This is a genomic window from Rouxiella aceris, assembly GCF_012933545.1.
In the GTDB taxonomy this organism is placed as follows: domain Bacteria; phylum Pseudomonadota; class Gammaproteobacteria; order Enterobacterales; family Enterobacteriaceae; genus Rouxiella; species Rouxiella aceris.
Genome location: NZ_JAADJU010000007.1, coordinates 270,490 through 296,351, shown reverse-complemented (window position 1 = coordinate 296,351; position 25,862 = coordinate 270,490). Strand labels below are relative to the sequence as shown.

Sequence of the window (25,862 nt, the reverse complement as noted above, 5' to 3'; positions counted from 1 at the left end):
TTAACGTTGCATGGCAAAACTGTTGGCATAGGCCGCAGGGTTGCTGCCATCCCACACCTTGCCGTCAAACAGGGTACTGCTGCGCATATCGCTCGACGGCAGATTGATGCCGCCCACCGCGCTGGCGGCCTGCTTATAGATATCGATACGGTTAATCTTTTTCGCCACTGCCAGATAATCCGGATGCTGGTCAAGCAATCCCCAACGCTTTTGCTGGGTCAGGAACCACATGCCGTCAGATAACCAGGGGTAATTGACCTCGCCGTCATGGAAAAAGCGCATGCTGTGACTGTCTTGCCATTTCTTGCCCAGACCGTTCTCATAGCTACCCAGCATGCGGCCCTGAATGGTCTCAACCGAAGAATTGACATAGGCGCGTCCGGCAATAACCTGCGCCGTTTCAATCCGATTGGCGTCCGAGGTATCAATCCAGCGCGAGGCGTCCAACACGGCAGCGGTCAAGGCGCGCGCAGCATTGGGGTTAGCCGTCACCCAACTGGCGGTGGTACCGAGAATTTTTTCCGGATGGTCCGGCCAGATTTCCTGGGTGGTTATCGCCGTATAACCGATATCGTCGAGAATGGCGCGCTGATTCCAGGGTTCGCCCACACAAAAACCGCTCATATTGCCAATTTTCATATTGACCACCATTTGCGGCGGCGGCACCACGACGTTGCGGACATCATTGAAGGGATGGATACCGGCGTTGGCCAGCCAGTAATAAAGCCACATGGCATGGGTTCCGGTTGGGAAGGTTTGCGCAAAGGTGTAAGTACCTTTGGCGCTGGCATCAACCTGTTTTTTCAGTGAAGCCGCGTCTGTCACTCCCGCCTGCTTTAGCTGATTTGACAGAGTGATCGCCTGGCCGTTGTTATTTAGGCTCATTAGCATGGCCATCTCGCGCTGCGGACCTGCCGCACCGAGTTGCAGGCCGTAGACCAGACCATAAAGGACATGGGCAGCGTCCAGCTCACCGGATAGCAGCTTGTCGCGCACCGAAGCCCAGCTCGACTCTTTGCTGGCAATGATTTTTATGCCGTATTTCTCATCAAACTTTTTCTCTGCTGCCATGATCACCGAAGCACAATCGGTGAGAGGAATAAAACCTACACGGATCTCTCTCTTTTCCGGCGCATCTGAACCCGCCGCCCAGACGCTGTTTATAAATCCGGGTAACAGCATAGAACCACCCAGGGCGGCACTTCCGGTAATAAATTGGCGACGCGACACTTGTCCCCGTGCTTTCTCATGTTTCATGGCATTTCCCCTATGGCTGACAGCGCAAACCGGACTGGTAACAGGTAAAAAAAAAGCAAAAAAAAAGCGTCCTGTTAGCGCTCAGTTTCCTGAACGCTAACGGACGCCTTTATCCGTAATCCTGACCAAACCGCCATTGGCTTGGTATGTTAAAAGTAATAATGCAGCTTACGTGCCAACTTATTTTGAAACATGCGTGCAACTATAAATCAACGAGTTAGCTAATTTCTCTTTGCTAAATGCGTTTTTTTTGCACTATCGTAGAGGCTGATGCACAAGGAAATGGCACATCATCAGTGCAACTACTACTTAGGTAGTAGCTTACTTGCCGCTTAACAAATCGGCCACCGACAGCATTGCCGCCGCAATCTCCGCCAGTTTTTTATTCTGGTTCATCGCCATATCACGCAAGGTTTTATGCGCTTGTTGTTCGCTCAGTCCCCGGTGCTGCATTAACAGCCCCTTGGCTTGTTCTACCTGCTTACGCTCCACCAGTGACGCCCGCAAACCCACCAGCTCGGCATCCAGCGCCTGTAACTGGCGAGACTGCTGTTCGACCAGATCCAGAATCGATCGGCTCAATTGTGGACTGAGGCCGTCGGTCTGATAATGGTCATGGTTCGGTTGCCCGGCCGGCTCACTGATAAACACCGCATAACGACTACTTTGCTGCGGCATTTGCAGGTCAATCAAGGCAATATCCAGTTGTTGCAACTGCTGGGCTTTTTCGGCCTGGGCAAGGCGCATTTGGCAACATTCCATCACCATATCCTCCAGCAAATCTTCTACCTGTTTCATACCGTCAATACGCGCCGTGGTGACCGCAAACCAGCGCAGTGCTACATCGTTAGGCTCACTGCCTGGGGTGACGCGCGTACAGGCAACGCGACGAAAACGTTCAAACTCGCTGCTGTCGACACTTTGCTGTTGCTGCCATAAGGCCATGCAGCGGGCATCGGCAAATTCGGTAAAGGTGTGGAAACAACGATCCTGTCCGTCAATCAAGGCCACCAGTTGTTGTTGCAGCGGTTCATCAAAATAACGTGCCGCAAAACCCGCTGCGGCCAGCGCCCGCTCCTGACCAGCCAGCTCTTTACCCTGCATAAAGCTGAACATGGCCAGCAAGGCGCGCGCAATGGCCGGATCGGCAGAAGTGTCCGCCGCTTCAAATACCAGGCTGAGATGACTGCGGATCACCTGGCAATAGCGATCCATTGCCGCCGGTTGCTCGATTGTCCGCGCCGCGACCTGTTGCCGCAGCTCAGGCAAAGTCGTAAGACCGTGCAATACGGTGGCTATGCAACTGAATAAACGCGAGGCATTGGTAATATATTGTCCGCTAAGATCGAGCGCCGAAAGCTGGGCCATCAACCCCTGTTCGGCCAGTTGCACCTGTAAGGCTCTTTCACCGAGCTGCTCGGCAAAGTATTGTCCCTGAGAACAGAGATAAATATTGGCCGTTCCCCTTTCGCGCTGCAGCACATGGATAAGCTGGCTTACCGCCCCGACCAGTTTGCCCATTTGCAACATTTGTTGCAGGCTGGTTATTTCACTTTTTTTCGATGCCAATACAAAATTGAGCGCGGAAATTGTCATAAGGATCCTGAACCCGCAAAACCTAAGATAAAGGGAATATGCAATAAGTATGCCGTAAGTATCTTAAGGGCAGTGTCGACATCATTACTTTGCGCAGACCTGCGCGCTCAGAGTCTGTACTATCAATATCTGGAGCTGTACCAACAAAAGGAGATATCTATGTTTACTATTGATTTTAATCGCTATCGCTCTGTAAAAAGTTTCGATCGTCGGGTTCGCTTTCTGGTTATGCATTATACGGCAGTCAACTTTGCGAACTCGGTGGCAACCCTGACGGGATCTGCAGTCAGCGCACACTATCTGCTGCCCGATCCGCTTGACGAAACTTATCTTGCAGCAGGTTTTGACCAATTACGTATTTTTAATCTGGTTGATGAAAGTGAACGGGCATGGCATGCCGGAGTGAGTTCCTGGGCTGGACGCAGTAACCTCAATGACACCGCCATTGGCATTGAGATTGTCAATTTAGCCAGCGATAATAATGGCATCTTCACCTTTCCGCCGTATAACCCGCAGCAAATTGAGGCCGTCAAACAACTGGCAGCCAATATTTTGCAACGTTATCCTGAGATTTCCCCTACCCATGTCCTTGGACACAGTGATATTGCCCCTGGTAGAAAAAGCGATCCTGGCACGGCTTTTCCGTGGCAAGAGCTCTACTTATCGGGGATCGGTGCCTGGTATGAAAATACCACCCGGCAACATTATCAGGCGCAGTTTACCCCCGTTCTGCCAGAAAAAAACGACGTAATAGCCCAACTCGCGCGCTATGGCTACGACACTTCCATGACGACCACCGCCAGTGGATACCAGAATGTAATCCGCGCATTTCAGCTTCATTTCAGGCCGCAAAAATATGACGGCATACTGGATGCGGAGACGGCCGCCATTCTTTATGCCCTGGTTGAAAGGTATTTCCCGGTAAGCTGACTTGTTTGCTTAGCTTCCCGGTTAAACAACAAAAAACGGCGGTGACCACCCGTTGCTGATTGTGGTCACCGCCGTTAATTTTATGGCTTAGCTGCAGGCTCAGTTATTTATTAGTGAGCAATTACGATGCCTGTGCTAATTGAGTGGGATCTGACTGCAACAAGACCAGGCTACTGAGATCCGGCAGCGTATGTTGGCTTAGATAAGCCTGGAACGACATCCCGGACTTGTCATTCTGCCAGGCCGATTGCAACTTACCGAGCAGATCGGTGGATTTTGCGGCGGTTACCGGCGTAGTGGTATCGGACTGCAAGATGCCCTGCACATATTTTTGAATACGGGTTGAGGTACTGGCCGACTGTTCCACGGCGGCACTAACCAGCAAACCTTTGTGGTATTGGATTGATGTGCTGCTTTCCGACTTGTCATCCACCTGGTAATACAGATAATTTTGCGAGCTTTTATCGCTGGTCAGATTCAGTTGCAGATCCGCGGCCAGCGGCTTGTGATAGCTGGCCACCAGATGGGCCTGCTGTTTCTGCGTAATATTGCGATCCTGCGTGCTGCTGCCGGTGATGCTGCTGGTTTGTGATACCTGATAAGAAAAGGCATCTACTTCGCCAGGGCGCATTGGGTTGGCGTTGGTATTGGTGGTCTGAGTGACGGAAGCAGTAAAATCCGCCAGACCGGTGAGCATATTTTTATCTGTCCCATTAAGGGAGAAATAAATCGGTGTACTACCGCTACTTTTTTGCGTCGAGGCCGACGGCCCGGTGTTGCTGTTCAGCGCCGTAAAGGCGTCCTTGAACATGGTCATCAGGTTGGCATCACCGTTGCCCCGATTACCCGCGCTGTCGAACTGCTTCAAATATTGCGTCATAGCCTGTTTTTGCTGGCTTTCGCTACCGAGAGTCGCCCGCTTGCTCATATCGACGTTGATCGCCACCGTCCCGGCAGCCCCGGTAGATTTCACCGTGCGCGAATTACTGTCGGCATGAAAATCCAGCGTACTGGCGGTGCCGAAATTGGCATGCAAATCAACGGACGAGAGTACGGAAGTATCAAACTGGGTTAAACCGCTGAGATACAGCTTTGGCGGTTCTGTGGTCAATCCATCAATGGCTTTCTGAAAACCATCGGCAAGTTTGGCCAGCGCCGCCCGCTCGGTATCGCTCAAGGTACCTTTACTGACTTTGACCTGCACAGCCAAGCCATCGTTGTCGCTACCCATGGTGATATCCACCAGCGCACCGCTGGCGGTTTTGATACTCAGACTGACCTGGTTTTCGGCAGTGCCATGTAGCTGCGACTGCCGGGTAAGGCTGGCCAGCGAAGTGGCTGCATCTGTCTGGGAAGCTGAGGTCTGTTGAAAAACCGACTGCGAATAATTGCCGCCACTTTGCGTAAAACGCTGTAGCAATGCCGCGCCCAGGCCGCTAAAGCCCCCATTGCTGGCGGTGCTGCCGAGATTACTGGCGATTTTTGAGGTGATCAGGTCGTTCGACACATTCTCCCACACCAGTACCGGTTTGGTGATGGTGTAGACAGGGGAACTGCTGGCCACTTGGCCGATTGATACCGACGTCGACGGTGTCGCCTGCTGCTGGCTGGCAACAGCGGACACTGTTGCGGCTATTTTAGCGGTCGTCAACAGGCTGTTTGCTGATTGGTTATTGTTCACAGAAATAACTGTCATGCCGATAAGTCCTTTTTTTGCGTCCTGTTTCCAGAGGAGTTCCCGATCTTGCTGCTAAAATTATCGGCAAAATAAAGCAAAGCTTTATGAGTTTGATAACCAAGTCGTCTTGATGATCGAGATACCCGGGCATAGCGCACCCAGGGGCGCTCCGACGGGCAAGCCCGTTACGACCCCAACGGTGCACTCTCCCTAATAACGGACTTTGTCAGCAGTCTGATAAAGCAAAGCTTTATCTTTTTAGAACGGTACGCAAAACGGATATCCTGCGGATGGTCTCTCCGCGCGGCAGACAGGCCTTTCGGTCTGTTTTATCACTTGTTAGCCAAAGGCACGCTGGTTCAGGTCTGGTGCCTGCTGACTTTCTTCGCTAAGACAATTTTTCCAAATCTCCGGCATTCGCCACTGCGCCACCCAATCCTGGACTTCATCTGCCCTCATCGGCCGAGAAATGCCATATCCCTGTACCAGATGACAGCCCATACGCAACAAGGGAATACCATGCTCAAGGCTTTCCACGCCCTCGGCAATCACCTCGCGCGCCAGACTATGACCCAACGCAACGATACCCGCCACCAGAGCCTGATCCATTGAATTTGTCAGTATCTCTATGACAAAAGAACGGTCGATTTTTAGCGTTTTCGTCGGCAAACGACGCAAGTAAGTCAGTGAAGAGTAACCGGTACCAAAATCATCAAGAGCAAAATTCACCCCGAGCGCCATGCAGGCTTGCAGTAAGAGAGCTATCTGATCCAAATCCTCCATTGCTGAAGTTTCAAGAATTTCCAATTCCAGCCAGTCTGGTTTTACCCCTGGGTATTCGTCGAGGATTTGTGCCAGGCGACTGACAAAATCAGAACGCTGTAAATGATAGCCGGAAACATTGATGCTGACCGGGAGCACCAGCCCCGCTGCCGACCATATTTTCATCTGTCTCATCGCCTGACGCATGACCCATTCCCCGAGGGTGATGGAGAACTCGGTATTTTCCACCAGCGGTAAAAAAGCTTCAGGCGTGATTAAGCCTTGTTGCGGATGGATCCAGCGGATCAATGCTTCGACACCTATTACCTGGCCGTTATACATATCGACCTTGGGTTGATAATAGAGCTCAAATTCATTCTGCTCATACGCCATCAGCACGCGCGCAAAAAGATTTTGATTGTCACGTAAACGCCGTTGATTGACGACATCAAACAGATGGGAACGATTTTTTCCGGCCAGCTTGGCAATACACATTGCCTGATTGGCATTGCGGATCATCACTTCCGGACTTTCACCTCCATCGCGAGGATAAAGGGTGGCTCCGACGCTAATCGTCAGTTTTGCGCTAACTTGCTCAACCAAAAAAGGCTTAACAAATAAATTATGTAACTGGTCTATCGCTGACAGTAGCGCATTTTCACCCTGTAGATGTTGAAGCAACACCACAAAATCATCGCCACCAATACGTGCCACCAAGCCGTTTTGACCGAAAGCAGACTGCAGCCGCGTACCAACCTGCTGCAAGATAGCGTCGCTGGTACTGTGCCCCCATTCATCATTCACCAGCTTGAAGCCATCGAGATCCAGATAGCACACGCCAATTGACTCATTTCCCAGTTGAAGATTGTCCATCGCCTGTTGCAGGCTATCGATGAAACGGATGCGATTGGGCAAGTCGGTAAGCTTGTCAAAATAAGCCAGATATTCTACCCGCGACTGTATTTCACGCAGCTCGGTAACATCAGAAGCAATGCCGATAAAACGGGATATATTGCCCTGGTTATCAAGCACTGAAGAAATACGGGCAAACTGAATATAAAGACTACCGTCTTTACGGCAGCTCTGTAGCTCACCTTCCCAGCGGCCCATTTGCTGCAGGTGCGGTAATATCCGCTGCAGAAACATTTGTGGGCACAAGCCTGAGTGCGGGAAAAGCGGCATTTGGCATTGCACATCCTGCAAATTGTAACCCGACATTTGGGTATACGCCGGGTTGATCTCCAGAAATTGCCCCTGACTATCAGTGACAAAAATACCTTCATTAGTGTGCAGGAAAACTTCCTGCGTCAGCCTTAATCTCTCTTCGGCCAACTTGCGTTCCCCAATATCCTGAATAACCCCGCTCATCCGCAACATGGTCCCATCCGTTGTATATTCCAATTTGGTGAGATCCAAAATCCAACAAATCATGCCATCGTTTTTTCTGACAATGCGGTATTCGATAGAGAAGTTTGGTTCCTGATTTTTAATGGCTCGATCCAGGCGACGTCGTACCTCATGCTGGTCATCGGGATAAATAATCGTTTCCCACAAGCCAAAATTGAGATGGTTCTCGAGACTAATGCCTACGATTGAATAAAGGGATGCCGTACCAATACCTGTGCCATTGGCGATATCAAAAACATAGGTACCCAGATGCCCTACTGCCTGGGCGCTATCCAGTTGGTTACGGCTATCAGACAATGAACGGATGGCATCAAGCTGTTTACGCCAATAATGGAGCACCATCCCGGCCAGAAAAAAGCTGAGCAGCATAAACATGATCAAAAAGCCCAGGGTTTGCCATACCTGTCGATACCAGGGACGCAGATACTCCTTCTCCCAGACTTCACCAATAATGACCAAAGGCGCGTTGCTCACCCGATGAAAGGTTTTGATTCTCTTGATTTGATCAGACGGTGAAATCGAGTGAAACACACCCTCGGTGACTCCCGATAAAGCGGTTTGACGTAGCTCATCAGATAAGTTGGGACTGGCGTCTACCGGTTTGCCATCCTTGAGATAAGGGGGGTAACGAACAATCATACTAAGATCACGATAGCGAAGCGTAGTGGCATCGCTCGACGTCAGATCAAAGTGCTGCATAAGCTGGCTAAAGTATTCAACTTTGACCGGAACCAAAACCAGCCCGGCAAACTGCCCTGCGGGGTTGTTAATGCGTCGTACAAACAGCACCGCGACCTCTTCGGATACCAGGCTACGAAGCGGCGGGCTGATATAGAGTCCTTTCGCGCTACCCGATTTAAGATCGAGGAAATAGCTACGCTGAGAAATATCCAACTGAGGCAAGGCAGTGGCGAGGATCCCCACTGCCGCTACAATATGTCCGGTGGCATCGAAAATTCGACAGCCTGCTGATTCCGGCAACATCAATTGCTGCTGCTTCAGACTCTGAAGCAATGTATTCGGCTGTAATGTGCCTTGCGCAAGTTGCGCTTCTGCCTCCCGCACCAGGATCTGCAAGGCAATATCTATCTTGTCGACATTACTGGTTATGCTTTGGTCTACCGCGCGCGCAATGGTGCGGCTACGGGTTTCTGCTGCAAGAATAGACTCCTTCTTGCTGGAATACAGCGTCGACCCCGCATAAATTATCGCCAGTATATTAATTAGCACGACACTAATTATCAGTCTTGTAATAAACCGATGAGAGCGAGTCCCCTGTTGAGGAGTGAGAACTGATGCGGGAGACTTATCGGTCTGGGGCATGTTTGCGCAATATCCTTGTTTATAGAGATAGCGACTTAAAGCTTATCTATATAGCTTACTCATCAGAATGCATTTCCCATACACTAACATGATGATCTTATAAAATTATTTCATACCAGAAAAACATTCAGTCTGACTGTAGTTGCAAAAAAAGCGCAATGATTAACACATCTGCTGCTTTTGAGAACATGTACAAACGACTTTTAATGAGCATGATCAATAATGTTGTCAACTGTCGGTAAGGATCTCTAATACGTAGAGGGTTCAACCATGAACATTCTACTTAATTTTATTAAAATTTACATAGGTAATCAAAGAGTTAAAATGAAGTCCACTCTTCATTCGGCATTTTATTTTCCCTGGTAAGTTGTGTTGCATGACTTTTTTTGTCGACGAGCAGAACTTGTCCTGGAGCGGCCTGATTATGGTATTGGGTTTTAACCTTAAAAATATCCACCATATCACTCAGTTTTTTCGCCTGCTGTTCCAGAGAAATAGCCGCAGCAGAAGACTCCTGAACCAGCGTTGCATTTTGTTGTGTCGTCGAGTCCATTTCAGTCATGGCTTTACCTATTTGTTCAATGCCCTGGCTCTGTTCATTTGAAGAGGTTGATATCTCGTCGATAATCAGGCTGACATGGGTCACGGAGTTAACAATATCCACCATACCTTCACCAGCGCGGTTAACCAGACTCGTCCCCTTGGCAACCCGAGCGACCGACTCATTAATCAGAGATGCAATTTCTTTCGCAGCAGTAGCACTTCGTTGTGCCAGGGTTCTGACCTCCCCGGCGACTACGGCAAATCCACGTCCTTGCTCGCCAGCTCTGGCAGCTTCAACAGCGGCGTTAAGGGCCAGAATATTGGTCTGGAAGGCAATACCGTTAATGACACTAATAATGTCAGTAATTTTATTTGAGCTTTCGGAAATGCCACTCATGGTCAGCACGACCTCATTGATAATATCGCCGCCTTTGCGCGCATCATGAGTTGCGCTGGTAGCCAGTTTACTGGCCTGCAGGGCATTCTCGGCATTAAGTCGGACGGTGGAGGTCAGCTCTTCCATGCTTGAAGCCGTTTCTACTACTGCAGCAGACTGTTGTTCCGTTCTCGAAGCGAGGTCGACATTCCCGGCGGCAATTTGAGCCGATGCCGTGGCCAGATGACTGACACTCTCGCGTATGCCGGTGATCATTTCACAGAGCTTGCCGTTCATGATACCCATGGTCTGCGTCAGTTGACCCAATTCATCATTGGAGTCAGAGGTAATCTCCGAGGTGAGATCGCCACGGGTAATACACTCTGCCAGCGCCAGATTTTCGTTGATCGGCCGCGTTATTTGACGGGTGATGTACCAGGCGGCCATTAAACCGACCACAATAGAGATCACCGTCAGCACGGAGATAAGAATAATCGTCGCTATAATCGTGGAACTATTATTATCTTCCTGAGCCTTATCCAGTTCGCTCATGGTGTTGTTCAGCGCATCAGCCCCTGCGCCCATCGCATCAGCTGCCTTTTGGCTTTCTACTGTGGCGGAAAAATAGTCTTTTGCCCGGCCGTTAAATTTTTGGAAATAATCCCATACCGGTGCCAATAAAGCCTTTCCTGGATCGCTAAGTTGCGGGAAGGTAGTGGTGTAGCGCTTTTCCACATTCTGATAGAACTGCTGAAAACTTGCGAATGCTGCATCGCTGTGCTGAGTGCGCAGGGTGTTCCCCGCCTCGTTCAGTTGAAAAAAGCTAAGGGATATATCGAGGAGTTTCTCACGGGCATCGCTATCCAAAGCTGGCTCTTCAGATTTATTTTGCAAGGTGGCCAGTTGGCTGCGGCCTTCATCCTGGCTTATCAGTTCCGCCAGGGCATTGCTGTGGAGGCTGGTTGCATGGAAAATATCGCGTAACTGCTTGTAAATCACTAACTTTTCTTTAAGCGTAGTAAAGTATTTGCCTGCGTCACCTTGCCAGGCCAATTTATCCCCCTGGTGTACAAGGGACTGTATCTCTTCCAGGGCATCACCATTGGCCTTTATTGCCTGTTCATTACCGGTGTAGAGATAAACCAAACGATTTCGCCGTGCCGCATCCAACAAGTTACCCACCTTATTGGTTAGCGCAGTTTGGGTAGCCTGATCCCTGATGATCTTCAATGAGTAAATGCTGTAAAGTGATACCGCCGAAGTAATAATGATCAAAACAAAGAACCCAAAAAAGAGTTTCTTGCCAATCGAGTAGTTACGTAACGTTAGCCCATTGAGTATCATACAGAAAATCCTTGTTTATATATGATTATGCCTTTTCTTAATTTTTCAATCCGCGATGTTGGCACTTTTGTACATTTGTTATCTATCGGCAAGAAATGTCATTTCCTTAATATATTTATTGTGAATTTATAACTTATTTTAACCAATTGATTTATAAGGAATTAAAACCTTATAAAAAGCAAGTATAAAAAATCTTGTTACATCCACCCAAAAGATTAGCCTGCTAATCTTCTCCTAAGGTAAAGACTAATGCCCAGAAGACAGTCAACTATTGTTGTATTTCAAGGCAACAAGAAAACGTCAAGCTGTCACCCATCGCCTATTGCTTTTTTTTTATGAGCCAATAATAGAAAACGTCATTACGCTTAATGAAAATAATCTTATATATTTTTGATAAATTGCGCATGGCTAATCGCAGCTAAAATAGTTTAAACATGCTTATATTTAGCATTCGTAACCTGACGTATCTCCTTATTTCGGAAATAAAAAACCTTAGCAAGCTATTTAAGTAAATGGCAATAAGATGCAGCTCTTAATTCTCCCTCCTTGAAAGAGGTTTCTCCCTCGACAGGCAGTGACCTGCCCCACAAAAATAGAAAAAAGCGGCTGTATATGGTCAAGAAAATGGACCTCGGCTAAATCTTAAAAAACCCATGCCGATAACCAGATCACCTTCTACTCTCACGCTCATTTCCGGGAGCATATATGACAGACAATAACGAAGATACACGCCTGCATGCTCTTTACGCGATGGGGATACTCGATACCAGAGCAGAAGAAAGATTTGATCGTTTAACTCGCATCGCTGCCAAGTTATTCGATGTCCCCATCACCCTGGTGTCGCTGGTCGACAAAGACCGCCAATGGTTTAAATCGAAATTCGGGTTAACGATCAATTCGACCCCAAGGATTGATTCATTTTGTACGGTTGTCGTCGAAGAAGGCAAAGCCCTGGTAGTTAACGATGCCATGAAGGACTATCGATTTTCCGAAAAATCGCTGGTTACCGGGGAACCCTACATCCGTTTTTACGCCGGTTATCCGGTTAAATTACCTGATGGTGAAATTGCCGGAGCTATCTGTATTATCGATACGCATCCGCGGAGTCTTTCCGAGATAGAATTTGGCTTATTGAAAGATTTGGCTGAAGTTGTGGAGGATGAGTTTCGAATTATTGCCCTGGCAACCATAGATTCCCTGACCGGGATATGCAATCGTCGTTCATTCAGTATGATCGCTGAAGAAACGCTCAGAAAAGCCAAAAAGAGAAAGAAAAAATTCAGTATTAGCCTTATCGACCTCGATAATTTCAAGCGTATTAATGATACCTGGGGACATAGCGAAGGCAATGCTGCGCTTATCGCCTTTTCCAATATTCTCGATGACTTAGCGCATGATCATAATATCATTGCCAGATTGGGCGGTGATGAGTTCGGTATTTTACTGCCTGATACAGCTATCCGGGGGGCCAATAAATTTATTAATGATCTTTCAGCAGCGCTGGCGAGTTACAACATGACCTCAAATAAACCCCACAAGCTCTCCTTCTCGGCTGGCACCGTGGAATTTGACGAAAAAAAACATCAAACCCTTGGAGAAATGCTGAAAGATGCCGATGACAGAATGTATCTGGTGAAAAGAAACAGAAAACAACTTGAATCATTGGCAAATACCACTTCAGCCTCTTGAGGCTGATAACCATTCAGAAAACGTTTGCGCGGATACAGGTATGATCGAAGCCAGCTAATTAGTATAAAAATACCCAAGTCGCTATCAACAGGAACAAGGATACTGCGCAACCATGATCCAGACATCGGCATCGAACTTCACACCAAAACGGCAAAAACAAGCTGGTCGGTTTATTATTATACTGATAATTAGTGTGATACTGACCAATGTGCTGGCCATAATTTATGCGGGGTCAACGCTGTATTCCAGCCGGGGTGAGTCTATTTTGGCGGCACAAACCCGTAGCCGTACTATTGCACGCGCTTTAGACCAAACCATTACCAGCAATGTCAACAAGATAGATATCGCCTTGCAGATCCTCACCAGGGAAACTGAAGCGCGGCTGGCTCAAGGCGCATTACAGCCGGATATATTGATTCAGGAGCTGAAGCACCTGCAACTGATGCTGCCTGAATCTGCTGGCGGTAGAATTATTGACGCCAGTGGGCACCTTGTGGCGGCTATTGGTACGCCTGCCAATCCAGGATTGGACATTTCACAGCGATCCTATTTTCTCGAGCCAAAATCCGATGCCGATAATAAACTGCATATTAGCCGACCGATTTTCAGTCTCTTTTCACACCAATGGGCGGTTCTTTTCTCTCGGCGCTATAACGACAATCAAGGCAACTTTGCCGGCGTGGTACTGGTGCCGGTTAAAATTGACTATTTTAGTCAGCTGATGCAACACTTTGACCTCAGTTCAAGCGATTCCACCACCTTACGCTACAGTGACCTTAGCCTGATTGCGCGTTATCCCCCGCGTCTGGAAAATGTGAAACCTGATGGCGGAAGTCTTGATGTTGCCGCCGATTTGCAGCAAATCGCGGCGTCAGGCGTCATGGAAAGTGTCTTTGACTCGATAACACCGTCAGATCAGGTTAAAAGAATTAACACTTTCCATCGTGTAAATAATGCCCCTTTTATCATTATTGCGGATGTGGCAGAAAGAGAGTTTTTGCAGCCCTGGTATCGCCAGTTGTGGCAAACGGTGGGATTTCTGGTGTTATTCCTGCTGCTCAGTCTTTTTCTGGTCGGTGTGGTCTTTCATTACTGGCGTAAACAACTTCATGCCATGTACTCGTTGTCAGATAGCCTCGATCAATTGGATAGCGCACAAGCGGTCGGCCACCTGGGTACTTATAACTATGACTTTATCCAGGACAAGGGAATAGGTTCAGCCTCGCTGTATGCCATTATTGGCCTACCCCCTGGTACTAATCTCTCCATCGTTATGCTGCAAGATATTATTTACCCCGAGGACCAGCATGGAGTGCGGCTGCGTTTGGGGCGTGCCTTGCAAGCCAGGGAATCAAACTTTTCCATCGAATATCGCATCGTCAGAAAAACTGATGGTTTAGTGTGTTGGGTGGCAGATCTGGCCAAGATTGAATATACCGCCGAAGGCACCATGTTACGGATGAGTGGCGTCATTCAGGATGTCGGCGAGCGCAAGCTGGCCGAGGAGAGATTACGCCTGACGCAGGAGGTTTTCCTGCATACCAGCGAAGGTATTTATGTTACGGATAGTCAGGGACGATTTTTGGAAATCAACCCGGCTTTTACTCAAATATCGGGCTACCGTCTTGAGGACGTAACTGACAAGACACCACGCATTCTTGACCCGGGATTATATCCGGAAACCTTTTTGCAGCAGCGATGGCAACAACTGCTGCAAACGGGCCACTGGGAAGGGGAACAACTCTGCTGTCGCAAAGATGGTAGCCACTATACCCAGTACTCACGTATTTCTTCGGTACGTGATAGCCAGGGCAATATTTCCCGTTTTATCTGCATGGCTTCTGATATCACTGAGTTGCGTGAAATGCAGTCGCGAATCGAGTACCTGGCATATTTTGACAAGCTCACCGAATTACCCAATCGCACCAGTTTTATAGACAACCTGCAGCAAGCGATCATCAACCTTAAGCCGGACATTGAGTCCCTTGGTGTCTGCTATCTGGACCTCGATGGATTCAAGCAGGTGAACGATGAATGGGGGCACCATGCCGGCGACGATATCTTGCGCCAGGTCGCACAGCGTTTAACGGAATGTGCCAAAGAAGATGACCTGGTGGCACGCATTGGCGGCGATGATTTTGTTTTATTACTGATGCATCTGCATGATGAACATGCCCTGCAAGAGGCGATCACCAAATTACACAATGCATTTACTGACCCTTTTGTGGTGGAACAACTTAGCGCCAAGCTGACTATCAGCATCGGTGCCACACTCTATCCTCGTGATGGGGGGGATACGCCGGAAGCACTGATCCGTAATGCCAACCAGGCGATGTACATTGCCAAATTGAATGGCAAGAACCGCTCACATATGTTTGATATTGTGAATGAACGCCATATTCGTGAAAATCATACGTTACTTACGCGCGTGTTAAAGGCGTATGAGCAGAATGAATTTCAGCTCTACTACCAACCTAAGGTCAATATGCACACCGGCGAGGTGATCGGTGCCGAAGCATTGATTCGCTGGATCCATCCGCAACAAGGCATGATCCCGCCCGATGTCTTTTTGCCGCTGGTAGAGAACACCGAATTTTCCGTTACCCTCGGAGAATGGGTAATGCGTCAGGCACTCGAACAAATGGGTAAATGGTCAACGGCGGGTCTGGTGCTGCCTGTTAGTATTAATATTTCGGGTTACCATCTGCAGCAGGCTGATTTTGTCAGGCGACTGGCGAAAGTCCTCAATGAATTTCCTCAGGTACCGTCGGACTGGCTGGAACTGGAAATTCTTGAAACGACGGCGATGGAAGATTTGGACCGCATCGCCCAGTTGCTGGATGACTGCATGAAGCTGGGTGTACATTTCGCCCTGGATGATTTTGGGACCGGCTATTCTTCCCTCACCTATCTGCGCCGCTTGCCGACCCAAACCATGAAGATTGACCGCTCATTTGTCATAGATATGCTGTCGAACTCAATGGACCATGCGCTAGTGGCAGGCATTGTCGGCCTGGGCAAAAGTCTCGAGCGCGAAGTGATTGCTGAAGGTGTAGAAAGCCTGGAACACGGTATTCCATTATTGCGTATGGGCTGTTATCTGGCGCAGGGGTATGGCATAGCTCGCCCCATGAGTGCGGATAAAGTCCAGGAATGGGTCGCACAATGGCAGATGCCCGCTATTTGGCGGAATTATTGATGCCCCCCTCGTTGACCGAGCCTAAACTTTTTCAGCATATAAGTGCGGATGAGTGAATAGCGAGAACTATTCACTCACCTTTTTAAACCAGTAGCTATCCATATGAGCAAGCCATTTGCCATCGCTGTTTTTTGGCACTACGCCGGTCCACAACAGTTTTAGCTGCCGGTTATAAGTGCCAATGGAATGGCCGCCATAGCTGCCTTCAAAGGCAATCACCATAGGGCCTTGCCCGACAACACCCTCCTGCCCTTCATAGCAGAACAATTTGTTCTGCTGTGGGCTATTCAGCGTATAACTGACTTTATGAACCACACAGTGAGTTCCGCAGTCATCCTGCGTGGGTGAAATATACAGGGTATATTTGTGGGCATTAGCTACTGCCGACCACTTCCCGGCCAGGTCTTTACATGTTTCGCCTTCAGCGGCATGAGTGATAGAAGTAAAAACCACGGGCAAAGAAAATAAAAAAATGATCAGTTTCAAGATATTTCCTTTTTATGTATTCAAAACAGGGAAACTGAATAATAGTCGGCAGATGAATAGATAATAAATAGCCAGCAACTAAAAATTTGAGTTAGATCATAAAATAAGCTTCTTAAATATATTAATTATCTATCTATTAAAAAATAACAATAAACAAAATGAATACTATTTAACAACTCACCCAAAAACTAAAGTTAAAAAACCGCCATTGCTGGCGGGTAAAAACACAACTTCTGCTGGGGAGGCAGTGTTATTATTATAATTATAGGCTTATTGTCTTGCCGTACTGGGTTGTAACGAATCGTGAGTTTTTTTACCTGCTTGAATGGCAATCAGCGCCCCGCCGACGATAGTCAGTGCACCAGAAACTTTCCAAAAATTGAGACTATCCCCCATAAAAATAGCGCCCATCACTACGGCAAAGACCGGACTGAGTAATGAGAAGGGAATAATCTGGTTGGCAGGGTATTTTTTTAGCAAGGCATACCACAATGAGTAAGCGATGATGGAGCAAATCACAGCACTGTATAGCACCGCAAAAACCCCTTTCCAGGAAATATGCTTCAAAGCCGGTAACTGGTTACTCTCAAATAGAAAACTTGTCAATCCAACCAATGGTATAGCAATTAATGACATCCAACCGGCCATGGTGACAGGATCCAAATCAGTGACGCTTTTTACTTTTACCGTGGTTAATGCCCAGCCAAGGGCACTGGTTAACAAGATAACAACCCCCCTGCCACTTGCCAGCGTAGGACTCCCCGTCAGGATAAACATTCCTGCCAGTGAAATGACGATCCCACCGCTTTGCAGGAGACTGAGTCTTTCTTTTAATAATGTGGCCGCAAGTAACATCGCCATCGGGGTACCCAGTTGCACAATAATCGCTGCTGTTCCAGCATCGGTATAAGTCATACCGAGAAATAGCAACGAGAAATGCATAAATCCAAAGGTAAAGGCCAAATAACATAATACTGGTAAATGTTTTCGCTGGATACGGGTAAAAGGTACCACCAATATGGCTACAACCATAAACCTTAACAATGTCATAAATAGCGGCGGTAACTCAGTGACACCCATTTTGATGGCCACGGCATTGAAGGCCCAGCAGCCAACGATAAAGATAATAAGTAACAGATGTTTTAACAACACAATAGGATCTCGTTAGATAAATATAAACTACCCGCCAATTTAGTGAAACAAGCAGCGGATGACAGGTATATTGCTACCGCTTTCGGCAAAGCGTTTTGCCAGAGTTTATTAAACCGGTACCTCTAGGGATAGAGTCCACGATCCTTTCGTGCCATTAAAATACGTTCGCAGGCAACCGCATAGGCCGCAGTCCGTAAAGTCACCTTCAGGCTGTCGGCTTTGAGCCATACACTGTCCAGGGCTTCTTGCATAATAGTGTCGAGTCGCTGATTAATTTCGCTCTCGCTCCAAAAGAAACTGGAAAAATCCTGCACCCATTCGAAATAGCTGACCGTCACGCCACCGGCATTGCAAATCACATCCGGTACTACGGTGATCTGGCGGTTGCGTAAAATATCATCAGCACCAGGTAACGTGGGTCCGTTTGCGCCTTCCAACACCAGGCGGCAAGTCAGTGACCGGGCGCGATCTTCGGTGATCTGCCCTTCGAGCGCCGCAGGGATGAGGATATCAAAAGTTTTCAGCCAGAAATCCTGATGGCGAATCGCCTGTGCCTGCGTAAAACCGGCAATACTGCCGTGCTCACGTTGCCAGGCTAATAACGCGGGAATATCAATACCGTCTTCACGATAGAGAGTACCGCTATGATCTTGTATCGCGACAATTTGCGCCCCCGCCTGATAGAAAAGCTCGGCAGAAATGCTGCCGACATTCCCCAGCCCCTGAATAGCGATGCGACTCTGTTTAACCTCCAGCCCAATACGCTGAGCAGCGGCCACGCCGGTAATAAACACGCCGCGGCCAGTAGCTTTAACCCGGCCTAACGAACCACCAAGATGAACAGGCTTGCCGGTGACCACCCCCGTGGTGGTGGCTCCGACATTCATGGAATAGGTATCCATCATCCACGCCATCACCTGGGCATTGGTGCCGACATCGGGTGCCGGTATATCCTGCTGCGGCCCAATAATACTGCCAATTTCGCTGGTATAGCGACGCGTGAGGCGCTCGAGTTCTTTAATGGATAGCTCGCGCGGGTCAACACGTACCCCACCTTTGGCACCGCCAAACGGCAGGTTGAGGGCGGCACATTTAATGGTCATCCATGCCGAAAGTGCCATCACCTCCTCAAGCGTAACCTGAGGATGAAAACGCACGCCGCCTTTGCCCGGACCGCGCGACAGATTATGCTGCACGCGGTAGCCCTCAAAATGACGCACTGTGCCGTCGTCCATTTCAAGGGGAATATCCACAATTAGCGCCCTTTTGGGATGGCGTAAAGTATCCGCCCAGCGGGTCAGATCGCCAAGATAAGGCAATACGCGCTCAACCTGGGCCAAATAGGTCGACCAGGCCGAATCAGCCTGGTCCGAAACATAGGAAAGTACGGTCATCGAATAACCCCTTGAGACTTGTATATTATTTATTAACGTTGCGCCTGTGCGGTTTTTGAACGAACAGCACTCTCACCTGAAGGCGATAATAAAAATTACTGCTGCACTTGTGATAAATAAATTGCTGACGATTAATGATAAGAAAAAATTATTACCGCACTGAATGTCATACAGTGCGGTAATAGATTATTTTACTCGAAAATCTTCTACCGAAAATACATTGGCATGGGCAAAACCCTGTAGTCCACCAATCAGCACCGACATCAACTGCGACCCGACCTGTTTTTCACTAAGACCGACAGTATCAATCAGATCAAATATCTCGCGGGGATCAAACAGAATATTCCACAGGAATACTGCCTTATCGCCGATATCAGGGAGATCCATCTCTTCCATGGCCAAACGCAAAGCGGGCCTGACTGCATTAGCCTGCACCAACAGATACTCGGCACCTTCCCATAAACGTTCGAGATAGCCGCGGCGGTTTCGCATCGGCACCATGGCCGCACCGCGCTGACGCACCAGTTTTATCCAGTAGCGACTGACTTTTTCCAACCTTTCCAGCCCACTGCCAGTCTGTTTTTCACTATATTCCAGCAGCAGTTGCCCCACCTCCTGCCGATAGGTATTCAATACTTCTTCAACCGAAGCAAACTGACGGTAGGCGGTGGCAACGGAAACCCCGGCTTCATTGGCAATTTCGGTCATACTGATAGGGTTTTCTGCGACTTCAAACAGTCGCGCAGCCGCCTGAATCAGGTTTTTGCGGTTCCTTTCTGTATCGCTGCGCATCGTTTTTGCCATCACACTCTCTGCCTATGATTTCTGTCTTTGAGTAGTGCATTGTCAACATTTGTCGTTATGCACTATTTAATCCTGACTTAGCCCAGGGAAGCCAACCCGTGTTTGAGGCGTTTGACACCTTCGATGATCGCTTCATTGCCAGCCGCGTAGGAGAGGCGCAAATGCCCCTCTCCTGCTGCACCAAACTCGCTGCCCGGACGCACGGCAATGCCGTGTTCTCGCAACAGCGCCACCATATCAATCGCCGGAATAGGCAATGAGTAAGACGGGAAACAGTAAAATGCCCCCTCAGGCTGATTAAGTTGCAAGCCGGGTATCGACAACAGCCCATCCATCATCAGGACCCGCCGTTCGCGGTAGACATCATACATACGTTTGACGTCATCATGACACTCCTTCAGGGCCACCACAGCTGCACGTTGTACGGCAGTATTCACCGAGCCGTTAACTGTATTATGCACTCGAGCGGCGGCGGCAATCATCTCTGCCGGCCCCGCCAGATAGCCAACCCGCCAGCCAGTCATGGCGTAGCTTTTGGAAAAAGTCTGGCAATAGAGTGTCCGGCTACGGAAAGCAGGCACCTGCAACACCGAGGTAAATGGCTTGTCGTTAAACACCAGGTCACTGTAAGCCTCATCGGCGATCACCAACACATCATGCTGGTTAACCAGTCGCGCCAGTGTTTCAATTTCATGGCGGGTATGTACGATACCGGTCGGGTTACCGGGGTTACAGAAAACAAACAGTTTTGCACCTTCCAGACTGCTCGCCAGACGATCCAGATCCCAATGCAAATCCTCCTTGCATGGCATCGCTACACAAATACCTCCCGCCATATTGACTAAATCGGCATATAACGAATAAGTAGGATCGGGAATCACCACGCGATCGCCCGGATTGACCATCGACAAGATTGCTGCCGCTAATCCCGCCGTTCCGCCGTGAGTGACGACTATTTCGCCCTGTTTTACCGGATAACCGGATTGGGCAGCAACTTCTTCGGCTAATGCCTGGCACAGCTGTTTGTCTCCCAGCAGCGGCGCGTAATGGGTAAATCCGTTTTTTAGCGCGTCGGCCGCCGCCTGCACAATGCGCGGTGGTGTTGCAAAGTCCGGTTCCCCCATGGCGAGAGAGATCATATCACCGTTGGATGCTGGCTGCTGCACACGCAACGAAGTACGTTCAATACGTAAGACGGCTTCTGCCGAGACGAATCTTTTAATTAAAGAGGACATATTTCACCTTGATTTATGCTGTCATCGACAAAAAATTAACGCTTATTACTACTCAATTCGCTGCGGTTCTCTCTTTCGGCAAGCAGCGACTCAGGGGCACCTTGCCAGCGGCTGATCTCCAGGTCAGTTGAAATATCGCGCAGCAAGGTCGGCGCCACAATTAGCTCTTCAATTACCGTGCGTGCTGGCAAACCGGCACACAGCAGCACGGCTTCGGCAACGTCTTGTGGCTGCACCATATGGTCGCGGACGCTTTGGCGCGGTGGATTGGCGCGGTTGTCCATAATCGGCGTATTGACTTCCCCCGGCAGAATGCAGGTTGCACGAATACCGTCATTGCGATAGGTATTATGCAAATAGGTCATAAAGTTACGCACCCCCGCCTTGGCGGCGCCATAAGCCGCCCCGCCAAGCAGATTGGGGCGCAGCGCCGCCAGTGAAGAAACGGTAATAATGGTCCCGCTTTGTTTGGCCAGCATCGCGGGGAGAACGGCCTGAGTAAGCAGGAACACGGCTTTAAGATTCACATCCTGTACCTGTTGCCATTCGTCTTCTTCAATCCAGCGTGCGTTCAGCGTCTTACTGGCGCTACCGGCGTTATTGATCAGCATATCCACCGACCCCAGCTCGCCGTTAACCCAGTCGATCAGGTCGAGGACTTCCTTTTTGTTTTCAATATGAACGGCGCGGCTCCAGGCCTGGCCACCGTTTTCACGGATCTCCTGTGCTACGCCCTCGAGTATCGGCAGACGGCGACCCACCAGAACGACTTTGGCACCTTTGGCGGCTAACAACTGCGCTGAACACTTGCCGATACCACTGCCCGCCCCAGTAACAACGATTACCTTGCCTTGTAAAGTATCCATTTTAGCCTCTTGTCAGTTCTTCAATGGTGACACCATAGTCGCGCAGTGCACCTTCAGCGGTGATGTAGCCTTCCTGCAAATCAAACAGAATGGCGGCTTTACTGCGCTCGCCGACCGGGCTTTTACCCCCGCCGCCAGGCATCTGAATAGTGATCTCATCGCCGGGCAACACGTCATGCCGACCAACAGGTTTGGCCAGGGAGTGACCATTAATGGCAATAAAGTTCGGGGCACCCGCGGCACCGCCCAACACCCCCTGAGCAGGATGCTTTTGGCGTGAATAGAACATGCTATGTGACAAGGTGAATTTACTGGTATTACGGATCACCATGCGCTGAGCAACGCCGCCGCGATAGCGGCCAGCCCCGCCGGAGTCCGGGACGATGGATTTTTCGAGGAACAACAGCGGCGTCGCCGACTCGATAAGCTCTACCGGGGTGGATGACATATTGCCGGGGAAACCGGTAACAATGCCGTCGGCTGCCGGACGAGCACCGGTACCGCCGTTGACGCAAAGACTTTCCACAAAACGGCGTCCATCATCAAACTGTCCGGCAAACACATCGCAGGTCACAGGCGCACTGCCGGAATGCCCCATCACCCGCCCAGGCATAATATCGGCAAGCGCTGTAAAGATGGCAGCGTGGGCCATATGTCCCACGCGGTTACGCATTTCAACAGCGCAAGGTGGGCGGGCATTGGCGATCGAACCTAGTGGTGCAGTCACAGTGATTGATTTAAAACAGCCTTCGTTATTGGGCAAATGCGGTTCAAGCAGGCACTTCAGCGGATAGACGCTATAGGCGTAGGTAAATGACATGGGACAGTTGCTACCAAACATCGACTCGGCGGAGGAACCGGCATAATCGATAGTAATATTGCTGCCTGCGACTATCACTGCCACCTTAAGATGGATATCGCCTTCATAGTCGCCAATATCCACCGTGGCTTCATAGCGCCCGTCCGGTACCGCATCTATTGCCTTGCGCATGGCATTTTCAGTCAGTGAATGAATTTTTTCAGCCAGCGGCTCCAGCGAGTCCAGTTTCAGGTCATCCATCAGGCCCAGCAAGCCATTGGCCCCAATCTGGTTAGCAGCCAGCATGGCGTGCAAATCCCCCTCAACCTGGTCCGGTGAGCGCACATTGGCCAGCAGCAAGTCGAGCAGTTGCTGATTAACCTCACCTTCCAGCATCAGCTTGCTGGGCGGAATAAGAAAACCCTCCTCGAACATATCGCGGGATGAGCCCATATTCAGCGAACCGCCGATATCGGACATATGCGCTGCCGAACCGGTAAAGGCCACCAGTTGCCCATGGCGAAACACTGGTGTAACGATGGTGACATCGTTGAGGTGTCCGGTGCCTAACCACGGATCGTTAGTAATCAGGCTATCGCCAGGCTTTAACGTCTCCGCCGGATATTTTGCCAATAAATGACGCACCGTCGCCGGTAAGGTGCCGATAAACACCGGCACGCTGGTTTTGGGTTGCGCCAACGAGTTGCCTCTGGCATCCATCAACAGACAGGAATAGTCGCCAACTTCGCGAATAATGCTGGAAAAAGCCATATTGACCAGCGTGGCTGCCGCCTCTTCAGAAATACTGACCAGGCGGTCCCAGGTAATTCTCAGGCTAATCGGATCGTTGAGAAAATGCAGGTTATCAGGGATTGAAGTGGTCATTATTTCAGCTCCATCAGGATATTGCCTTGTTCATCAAGCATGGCGGATGCACCGGGTCCGACATAAATTGCACACTCTTTTTCTTGCAATAAAGCCGGTCCGGTAATCCACTCACCGGTAATCAACAAACTGCGGGGCACTACGCGACAATCACTAAAGCCGCTTTCTCGTCCAAGATAGACAGAGAGCATTTTCTCTTTGGCCTCTGTGTCCGAATGACTTTGCTGGTCGCTGGTGTTCATCAGTGGCGGTGTAGTTTGCACACGGCCACGCCAGCTCACTACCTCAACACCCTGTCCCGGTAATGTACGACCAAAGCGGGCAAAATGTGCCTGTTCAAACGCGGCAATAAGAGATTCGACATTGCCCTCTTTTTCAAAGGCTGCGGGTAGTGTGACAGTAAGTTCAGAGCCCTGGCCTACATAGCGCACATCAGCCAGTTTCTGCATGCTGGCGGTGGCAGGATCGACGTTGGCCGCCGCCAGGGTGGTAAAGGCTTCATCAAAACCTTCGGCAAAGATCCGCTGAATGGCATCCAGGGCAATACCGGCTTCGAGACGACAACGATCGCTGCGCACAAAGTCGGCACTGGGTGGCGCAGTCAACAGACCAAAGGCGGAATAGACGCCGGCACCATTCGGGAAATAGACGCGTTTTACGCCGAGTAATTTTGCCAGCGACCAGGCATGGCTGGGACCAGCGCCACCAAACGCCAGCATAATCATCTGATGCGGACTGACGTTTTTTTCAACAGAATGGGTGCGCAATGCTTCGGCCATTTTATTGTTGGCCACTTCATGGATCCCCCAGGCTGCATCCTCAATACTCAGCCCCAGGGGATCGGCGATACGGGCAATGGCTTTACGTGCAGCGGCAACATCAAGGGTCATACGTCCCCCAAGAAATGCATCTGCATCAAGCAGGCCAAGCACCAGATTGGCATCGGTCACCGTTGGCAGTTCGCCGCCGCGCCCGTAGCAGGCAGGCCCAGGATAGGCACTGGCGCTTTCCGGGCCAATCTCCAACAGGCCAAGAGAATCAACGCGCGCAATACTGCCACCCCCCGCGCCGATTTCAATCATATCCACCACAGGCAGTTTCACCGGCAGACCACTGCCTTTCAGCAGGCGATCCGCGCGACCAACTTCATAATCGGTGGTGATCGAAGGGATACCGTTACGAACCACGCAAGCCTTAGCCGTGGTACCGCCCATATCAAACGCCAGCACCTGCTCATGGCAATTTTTGCGGGCAAACGCCGCAGTGGCGACAATACCGCCTGCCGGGCCTGATTCAATAATACGAGTAGGATAATCGGCGGCTACCTGCGGTGCCATCAAGCCGCCGTTAGATCCCATAACCAGCCAGTCACAGACAAATCCGCCTTCGCGCAATTTTCGCTCCAGCCGGGCCATATAGTGACGGGCTTTTGGCTGCACAAAGGCATTCATTGCCGTTAATATACCGCGGTCGTACTCGCGGATTTCGCGCGAAACCTTATGTGATACCGAAATGGAGACTCCCGGCAATTCTTTGCCTAACAGGGTTTCAATGCGGTTTTCATGCTCCGGCCAGGCGTAGGCGTGCATACAAAGTACCGCCACCGCCTCATAGCCCTCGGCGCGAAGTTTAGCGGCCAGCGCAATAATTTCGGCATCCTCAAGCGGGACGATCACTTCGCCTTTACTGGTTACGCGTTCGTTGATTTCATAGGCCTGAGAACGCGGGATCAGCGGTGCTGCCGGGGCACCGTTGAGATCATAAATGTCATATCGATATTCACGACCCAATACCAGCACATCACGAAATCCCCGGGTGACAACCAGTGCCGTTTTGGCGCCGCGGCGCTCAAGCAAGGCGTTAATCGCCAGCGTGGTGCCATGCGTGATGGTATGAATATCACTCGCGGCCAAGCCAGCCATTGCCACTAACTGCGTTAAACCGGTATAAGCGCCCTCGGATGGATCCTGAGGCGTCGTCAAGGTTTTATGGCGAAGTGCAACGCCTGTTTCATCGTTTAATAAAACCAGGTCAGTAAAGGTGCCGCCAATATCAAATCCCATTCGCCATGTTGACGCGTGTTTCATAATTACCTCGACAGAAGTTCAAATTGCTCAGATAACGCATTCATGTGCCT

Annotated in this window: 16 protein-coding genes; 3 read left to right on the top strand and 13 right to left on the bottom strand. The window is 49.8% G+C overall.

The window, feature by feature from the left end:
* Both GW590_RS14955 and GW590_RS14950 read right to left on the bottom strand, forming a co-directional pair.
* A complete protein-coding gene (locus tag GW590_RS14955) occupies positions 1 to 1,257 on the bottom strand; it encodes a CmpA/NrtA family ABC transporter substrate-binding protein (RefSeq protein ID WP_169403846.1) in 1,257 nt (418 codons plus the stop codon).
* A 321-nt stretch (positions 1,258 to 1,578) separates the two neighbouring features.
* Complete coding sequence (locus tag GW590_RS14950) at positions 1,579 to 2,853, bottom strand: nitrate regulatory protein (RefSeq protein ID WP_169403845.1); 1,275 nt, start codon at positions 2,851 to 2,853, stop codon at positions 1,579 to 1,581.
* A gap of 159 nt (positions 2,854 to 3,012) precedes the next feature.
* On the opposite strand from GW590_RS14950, the gene GW590_RS14945 reads away from it, so the two are divergent.
* Positions 3,013 to 3,783, top strand: a complete 771-nt coding sequence (locus GW590_RS14945) for an N-acetylmuramoyl-L-alanine amidase (protein ID WP_169403844.1) — start codon at positions 3,013 to 3,015, stop codon at positions 3,781 to 3,783.
* Between the two features lie 121 nt (positions 3,784 to 3,904).
* Here the strand turns inward: GW590_RS14945 and GW590_RS14940 are convergent, their stop codons facing one another.
* The 3 genes from GW590_RS14940 to GW590_RS24555 form a co-directional block, all read right to left on the bottom strand.
* Positions 3,905 to 5,479 (bottom strand): hypothetical protein, encoded by a 1,575-nt coding sequence (locus GW590_RS14940; protein ID WP_169403843.1) that lies wholly within the window; start codon positions 5,477 to 5,479, stop codon positions 3,905 to 3,907.
* Between the two features lie 321 nt (positions 5,480 to 5,800).
* Complete coding sequence (locus tag GW590_RS14935) at positions 5,801 to 8,860, bottom strand: bifunctional diguanylate cyclase/phosphodiesterase (RefSeq protein ID WP_169403842.1); 3,060 nt, start codon at positions 8,858 to 8,860, stop codon at positions 5,801 to 5,803.
* A 412-nt stretch (positions 8,861 to 9,272) separates the two neighbouring features.
* Positions 9,273 to 11,216: a methyl-accepting chemotaxis protein gene (locus GW590_RS24555; RefSeq protein WP_169403841.1), complete on the bottom strand. Its 1,944-nt coding sequence runs from the start codon at positions 11,214 to 11,216 to the stop codon at positions 9,273 to 9,275.
* Between the two features lie 705 nt (positions 11,217 to 11,921).
* Here GW590_RS24555 and GW590_RS14925 point away from each other — a divergent pair.
* The gene (locus GW590_RS14925) at positions 11,922 to 12,905 is read left to right on the top strand and encodes a sensor domain-containing diguanylate cyclase (RefSeq protein ID WP_169403840.1); all 984 of its coding nucleotides are present in this window, start codon (positions 11,922 to 11,924) and stop codon (positions 12,903 to 12,905) included.
* Between the two features lie 193 nt (positions 12,906 to 13,098).
* Positions 13,099 to 16,104: a bifunctional diguanylate cyclase/phosphodiesterase gene (locus GW590_RS14920; RefSeq protein ID WP_169403839.1), complete on the top strand. Its 3,006-nt coding sequence runs from the start codon at positions 13,099 to 13,101 to the stop codon at positions 16,102 to 16,104.
* A 66-nt stretch (positions 16,105 to 16,170) separates the two neighbouring features.
* On the opposite strand, the gene GW590_RS14915 is transcribed toward GW590_RS14920, so the two are convergent.
* The 8 genes from GW590_RS14915 to GW590_RS14880 form a co-directional block, all read right to left on the bottom strand.
* The gene (locus GW590_RS14915; RefSeq protein WP_169403838.1) at positions 16,171 to 16,590 is read right to left on the bottom strand and encodes a hypothetical protein; all 420 of its coding nucleotides are present in this window, start codon (positions 16,588 to 16,590) and stop codon (positions 16,171 to 16,173) included.
* A gap of 270 nt (positions 16,591 to 16,860) precedes the next feature.
* A complete protein-coding gene (locus GW590_RS14910) occupies positions 16,861 to 17,742 on the bottom strand; it encodes a DMT family transporter (RefSeq protein ID WP_169403837.1) in 882 nt (293 codons plus the stop codon).
* A gap of 122 nt (positions 17,743 to 17,864) precedes the next feature.
* Positions 17,865 to 19,136, bottom strand: coding sequence for a Glu/Leu/Phe/Val family dehydrogenase (locus GW590_RS14905; RefSeq protein ID WP_169403836.1), 1,272 nt, complete (start codon positions 19,134 to 19,136; stop codon positions 17,865 to 17,867).
* 186 nt (positions 19,137 to 19,322) lie between these two features.
* Positions 19,323 to 19,940 carry a TetR/AcrR family transcriptional regulator gene (locus tag GW590_RS14900; RefSeq protein WP_169403835.1) on the bottom strand — a complete coding sequence of 206 codons (618 nt, stop codon included), beginning with the start codon at positions 19,938 to 19,940 and terminating at the stop codon, positions 19,323 to 19,325.
* 77 nt (positions 19,941 to 20,017) lie between these two features.
* Positions 20,018 to 21,175 carry a pyridoxal phosphate-dependent aminotransferase gene (locus GW590_RS14895; protein WP_169403834.1) on the bottom strand — a complete coding sequence of 386 codons (1,158 nt, stop codon included), beginning with the start codon at positions 21,173 to 21,175 and terminating at the stop codon, positions 20,018 to 20,020.
* 35 nt (positions 21,176 to 21,210) lie between these two features.
* Complete coding sequence (locus tag GW590_RS14890) at positions 21,211 to 22,041, bottom strand: SDR family oxidoreductase (protein ID WP_169403833.1); 831 nt, start codon at positions 22,039 to 22,041, stop codon at positions 21,211 to 21,213.
* A 1-nt stretch (position 22,042) separates the two neighbouring features.
* The gene (locus tag GW590_RS14885; protein WP_169403832.1) at positions 22,043 to 23,725 is read right to left on the bottom strand and encodes a hydantoinase B/oxoprolinase family protein; all 1,683 of its coding nucleotides are present in this window, start codon (positions 23,723 to 23,725) and stop codon (positions 22,043 to 22,045) included.
* On the bottom strand, positions 23,725 to 25,812 hold the full coding sequence (locus tag GW590_RS14880) for a hydantoinase/oxoprolinase family protein (protein ID WP_169403831.1): 2,088 nt from the start codon (positions 25,810 to 25,812) through the stop codon (positions 23,725 to 23,727). Before GW590_RS14880 ends, GW590_RS14885 begins: the two co-directional genes overlap by 1 nt.
* Positions 25,813 to 25,862 lie beyond the last annotated feature (50 nt).

What these genes read in the sequence shown, in the direction of transcription:
- GW590_RS14955 (WP_169403846.1), bottom strand. Translation starts at nt 1,257, where the DNA reads ATGAAACATGAGAAAGCACGGGGACAAGTGTCGCGTCGCCAATTTATT.
- GW590_RS14950 (WP_169403845.1), bottom strand. Translation starts at nt 2,853, where the DNA reads ATGACAATTTCCGCGCTCAATTTTGTATTGGCATCGAAAAAAAGTGAA.
- GW590_RS14945 (WP_169403844.1), top strand. Translation starts at nt 3,013, where the DNA reads ATGTTTACTATTGATTTTAATCGCTATCGCTCTGTAAAAAGTTTCGAT.
- GW590_RS14940 (WP_169403843.1), bottom strand. Translation starts at nt 5,479, where the DNA reads ATGACAGTTATTTCTGTGAACAATAACCAATCAGCAAACAGCCTGTTG.
- GW590_RS24555 (WP_169403841.1), bottom strand. Translation starts at nt 11,216, where the DNA reads ATGATACTCAATGGGCTAACGTTACGTAACTACTCGATTGGCAAGAAA.
- GW590_RS14925 (WP_169403840.1), top strand. Translation starts at nt 11,922, where the DNA reads ATGACAGACAATAACGAAGATACACGCCTGCATGCTCTTTACGCGATG.
- GW590_RS14905 (WP_169403836.1), bottom strand. Translation starts at nt 19,136, where the DNA reads ATGACCGTACTTTCCTATGTTTCGGACCAGGCTGATTCGGCCTGGTCG.
- GW590_RS14900 (WP_169403835.1), bottom strand. Translation starts at nt 19,940, where the DNA reads ATGGCAAAAACGATGCGCAGCGATACAGAAAGGAACCGCAAAAACCTG.
- GW590_RS14895 (WP_169403834.1), bottom strand. Translation starts at nt 21,175, where the DNA reads ATGTCCTCTTTAATTAAAAGATTCGTCTCGGCAGAAGCCGTCTTACGT.
- GW590_RS14890 (WP_169403833.1), bottom strand. Translation starts at nt 22,041, where the DNA reads ATGGATACTTTACAAGGCAAGGTAATCGTTGTTACTGGGGCGGGCAGT.
- GW590_RS14885 (WP_169403832.1), bottom strand. Translation starts at nt 23,725, where the DNA reads ATGACCACTTCAATCCCTGATAACCTGCATTTTCTCAACGATCCGATT.
- GW590_RS14880 (WP_169403831.1), bottom strand. Translation starts at nt 25,812, where the DNA reads ATGAAACACGCGTCAACATGGCGAATGGGATTTGATATTGGCGGCACC.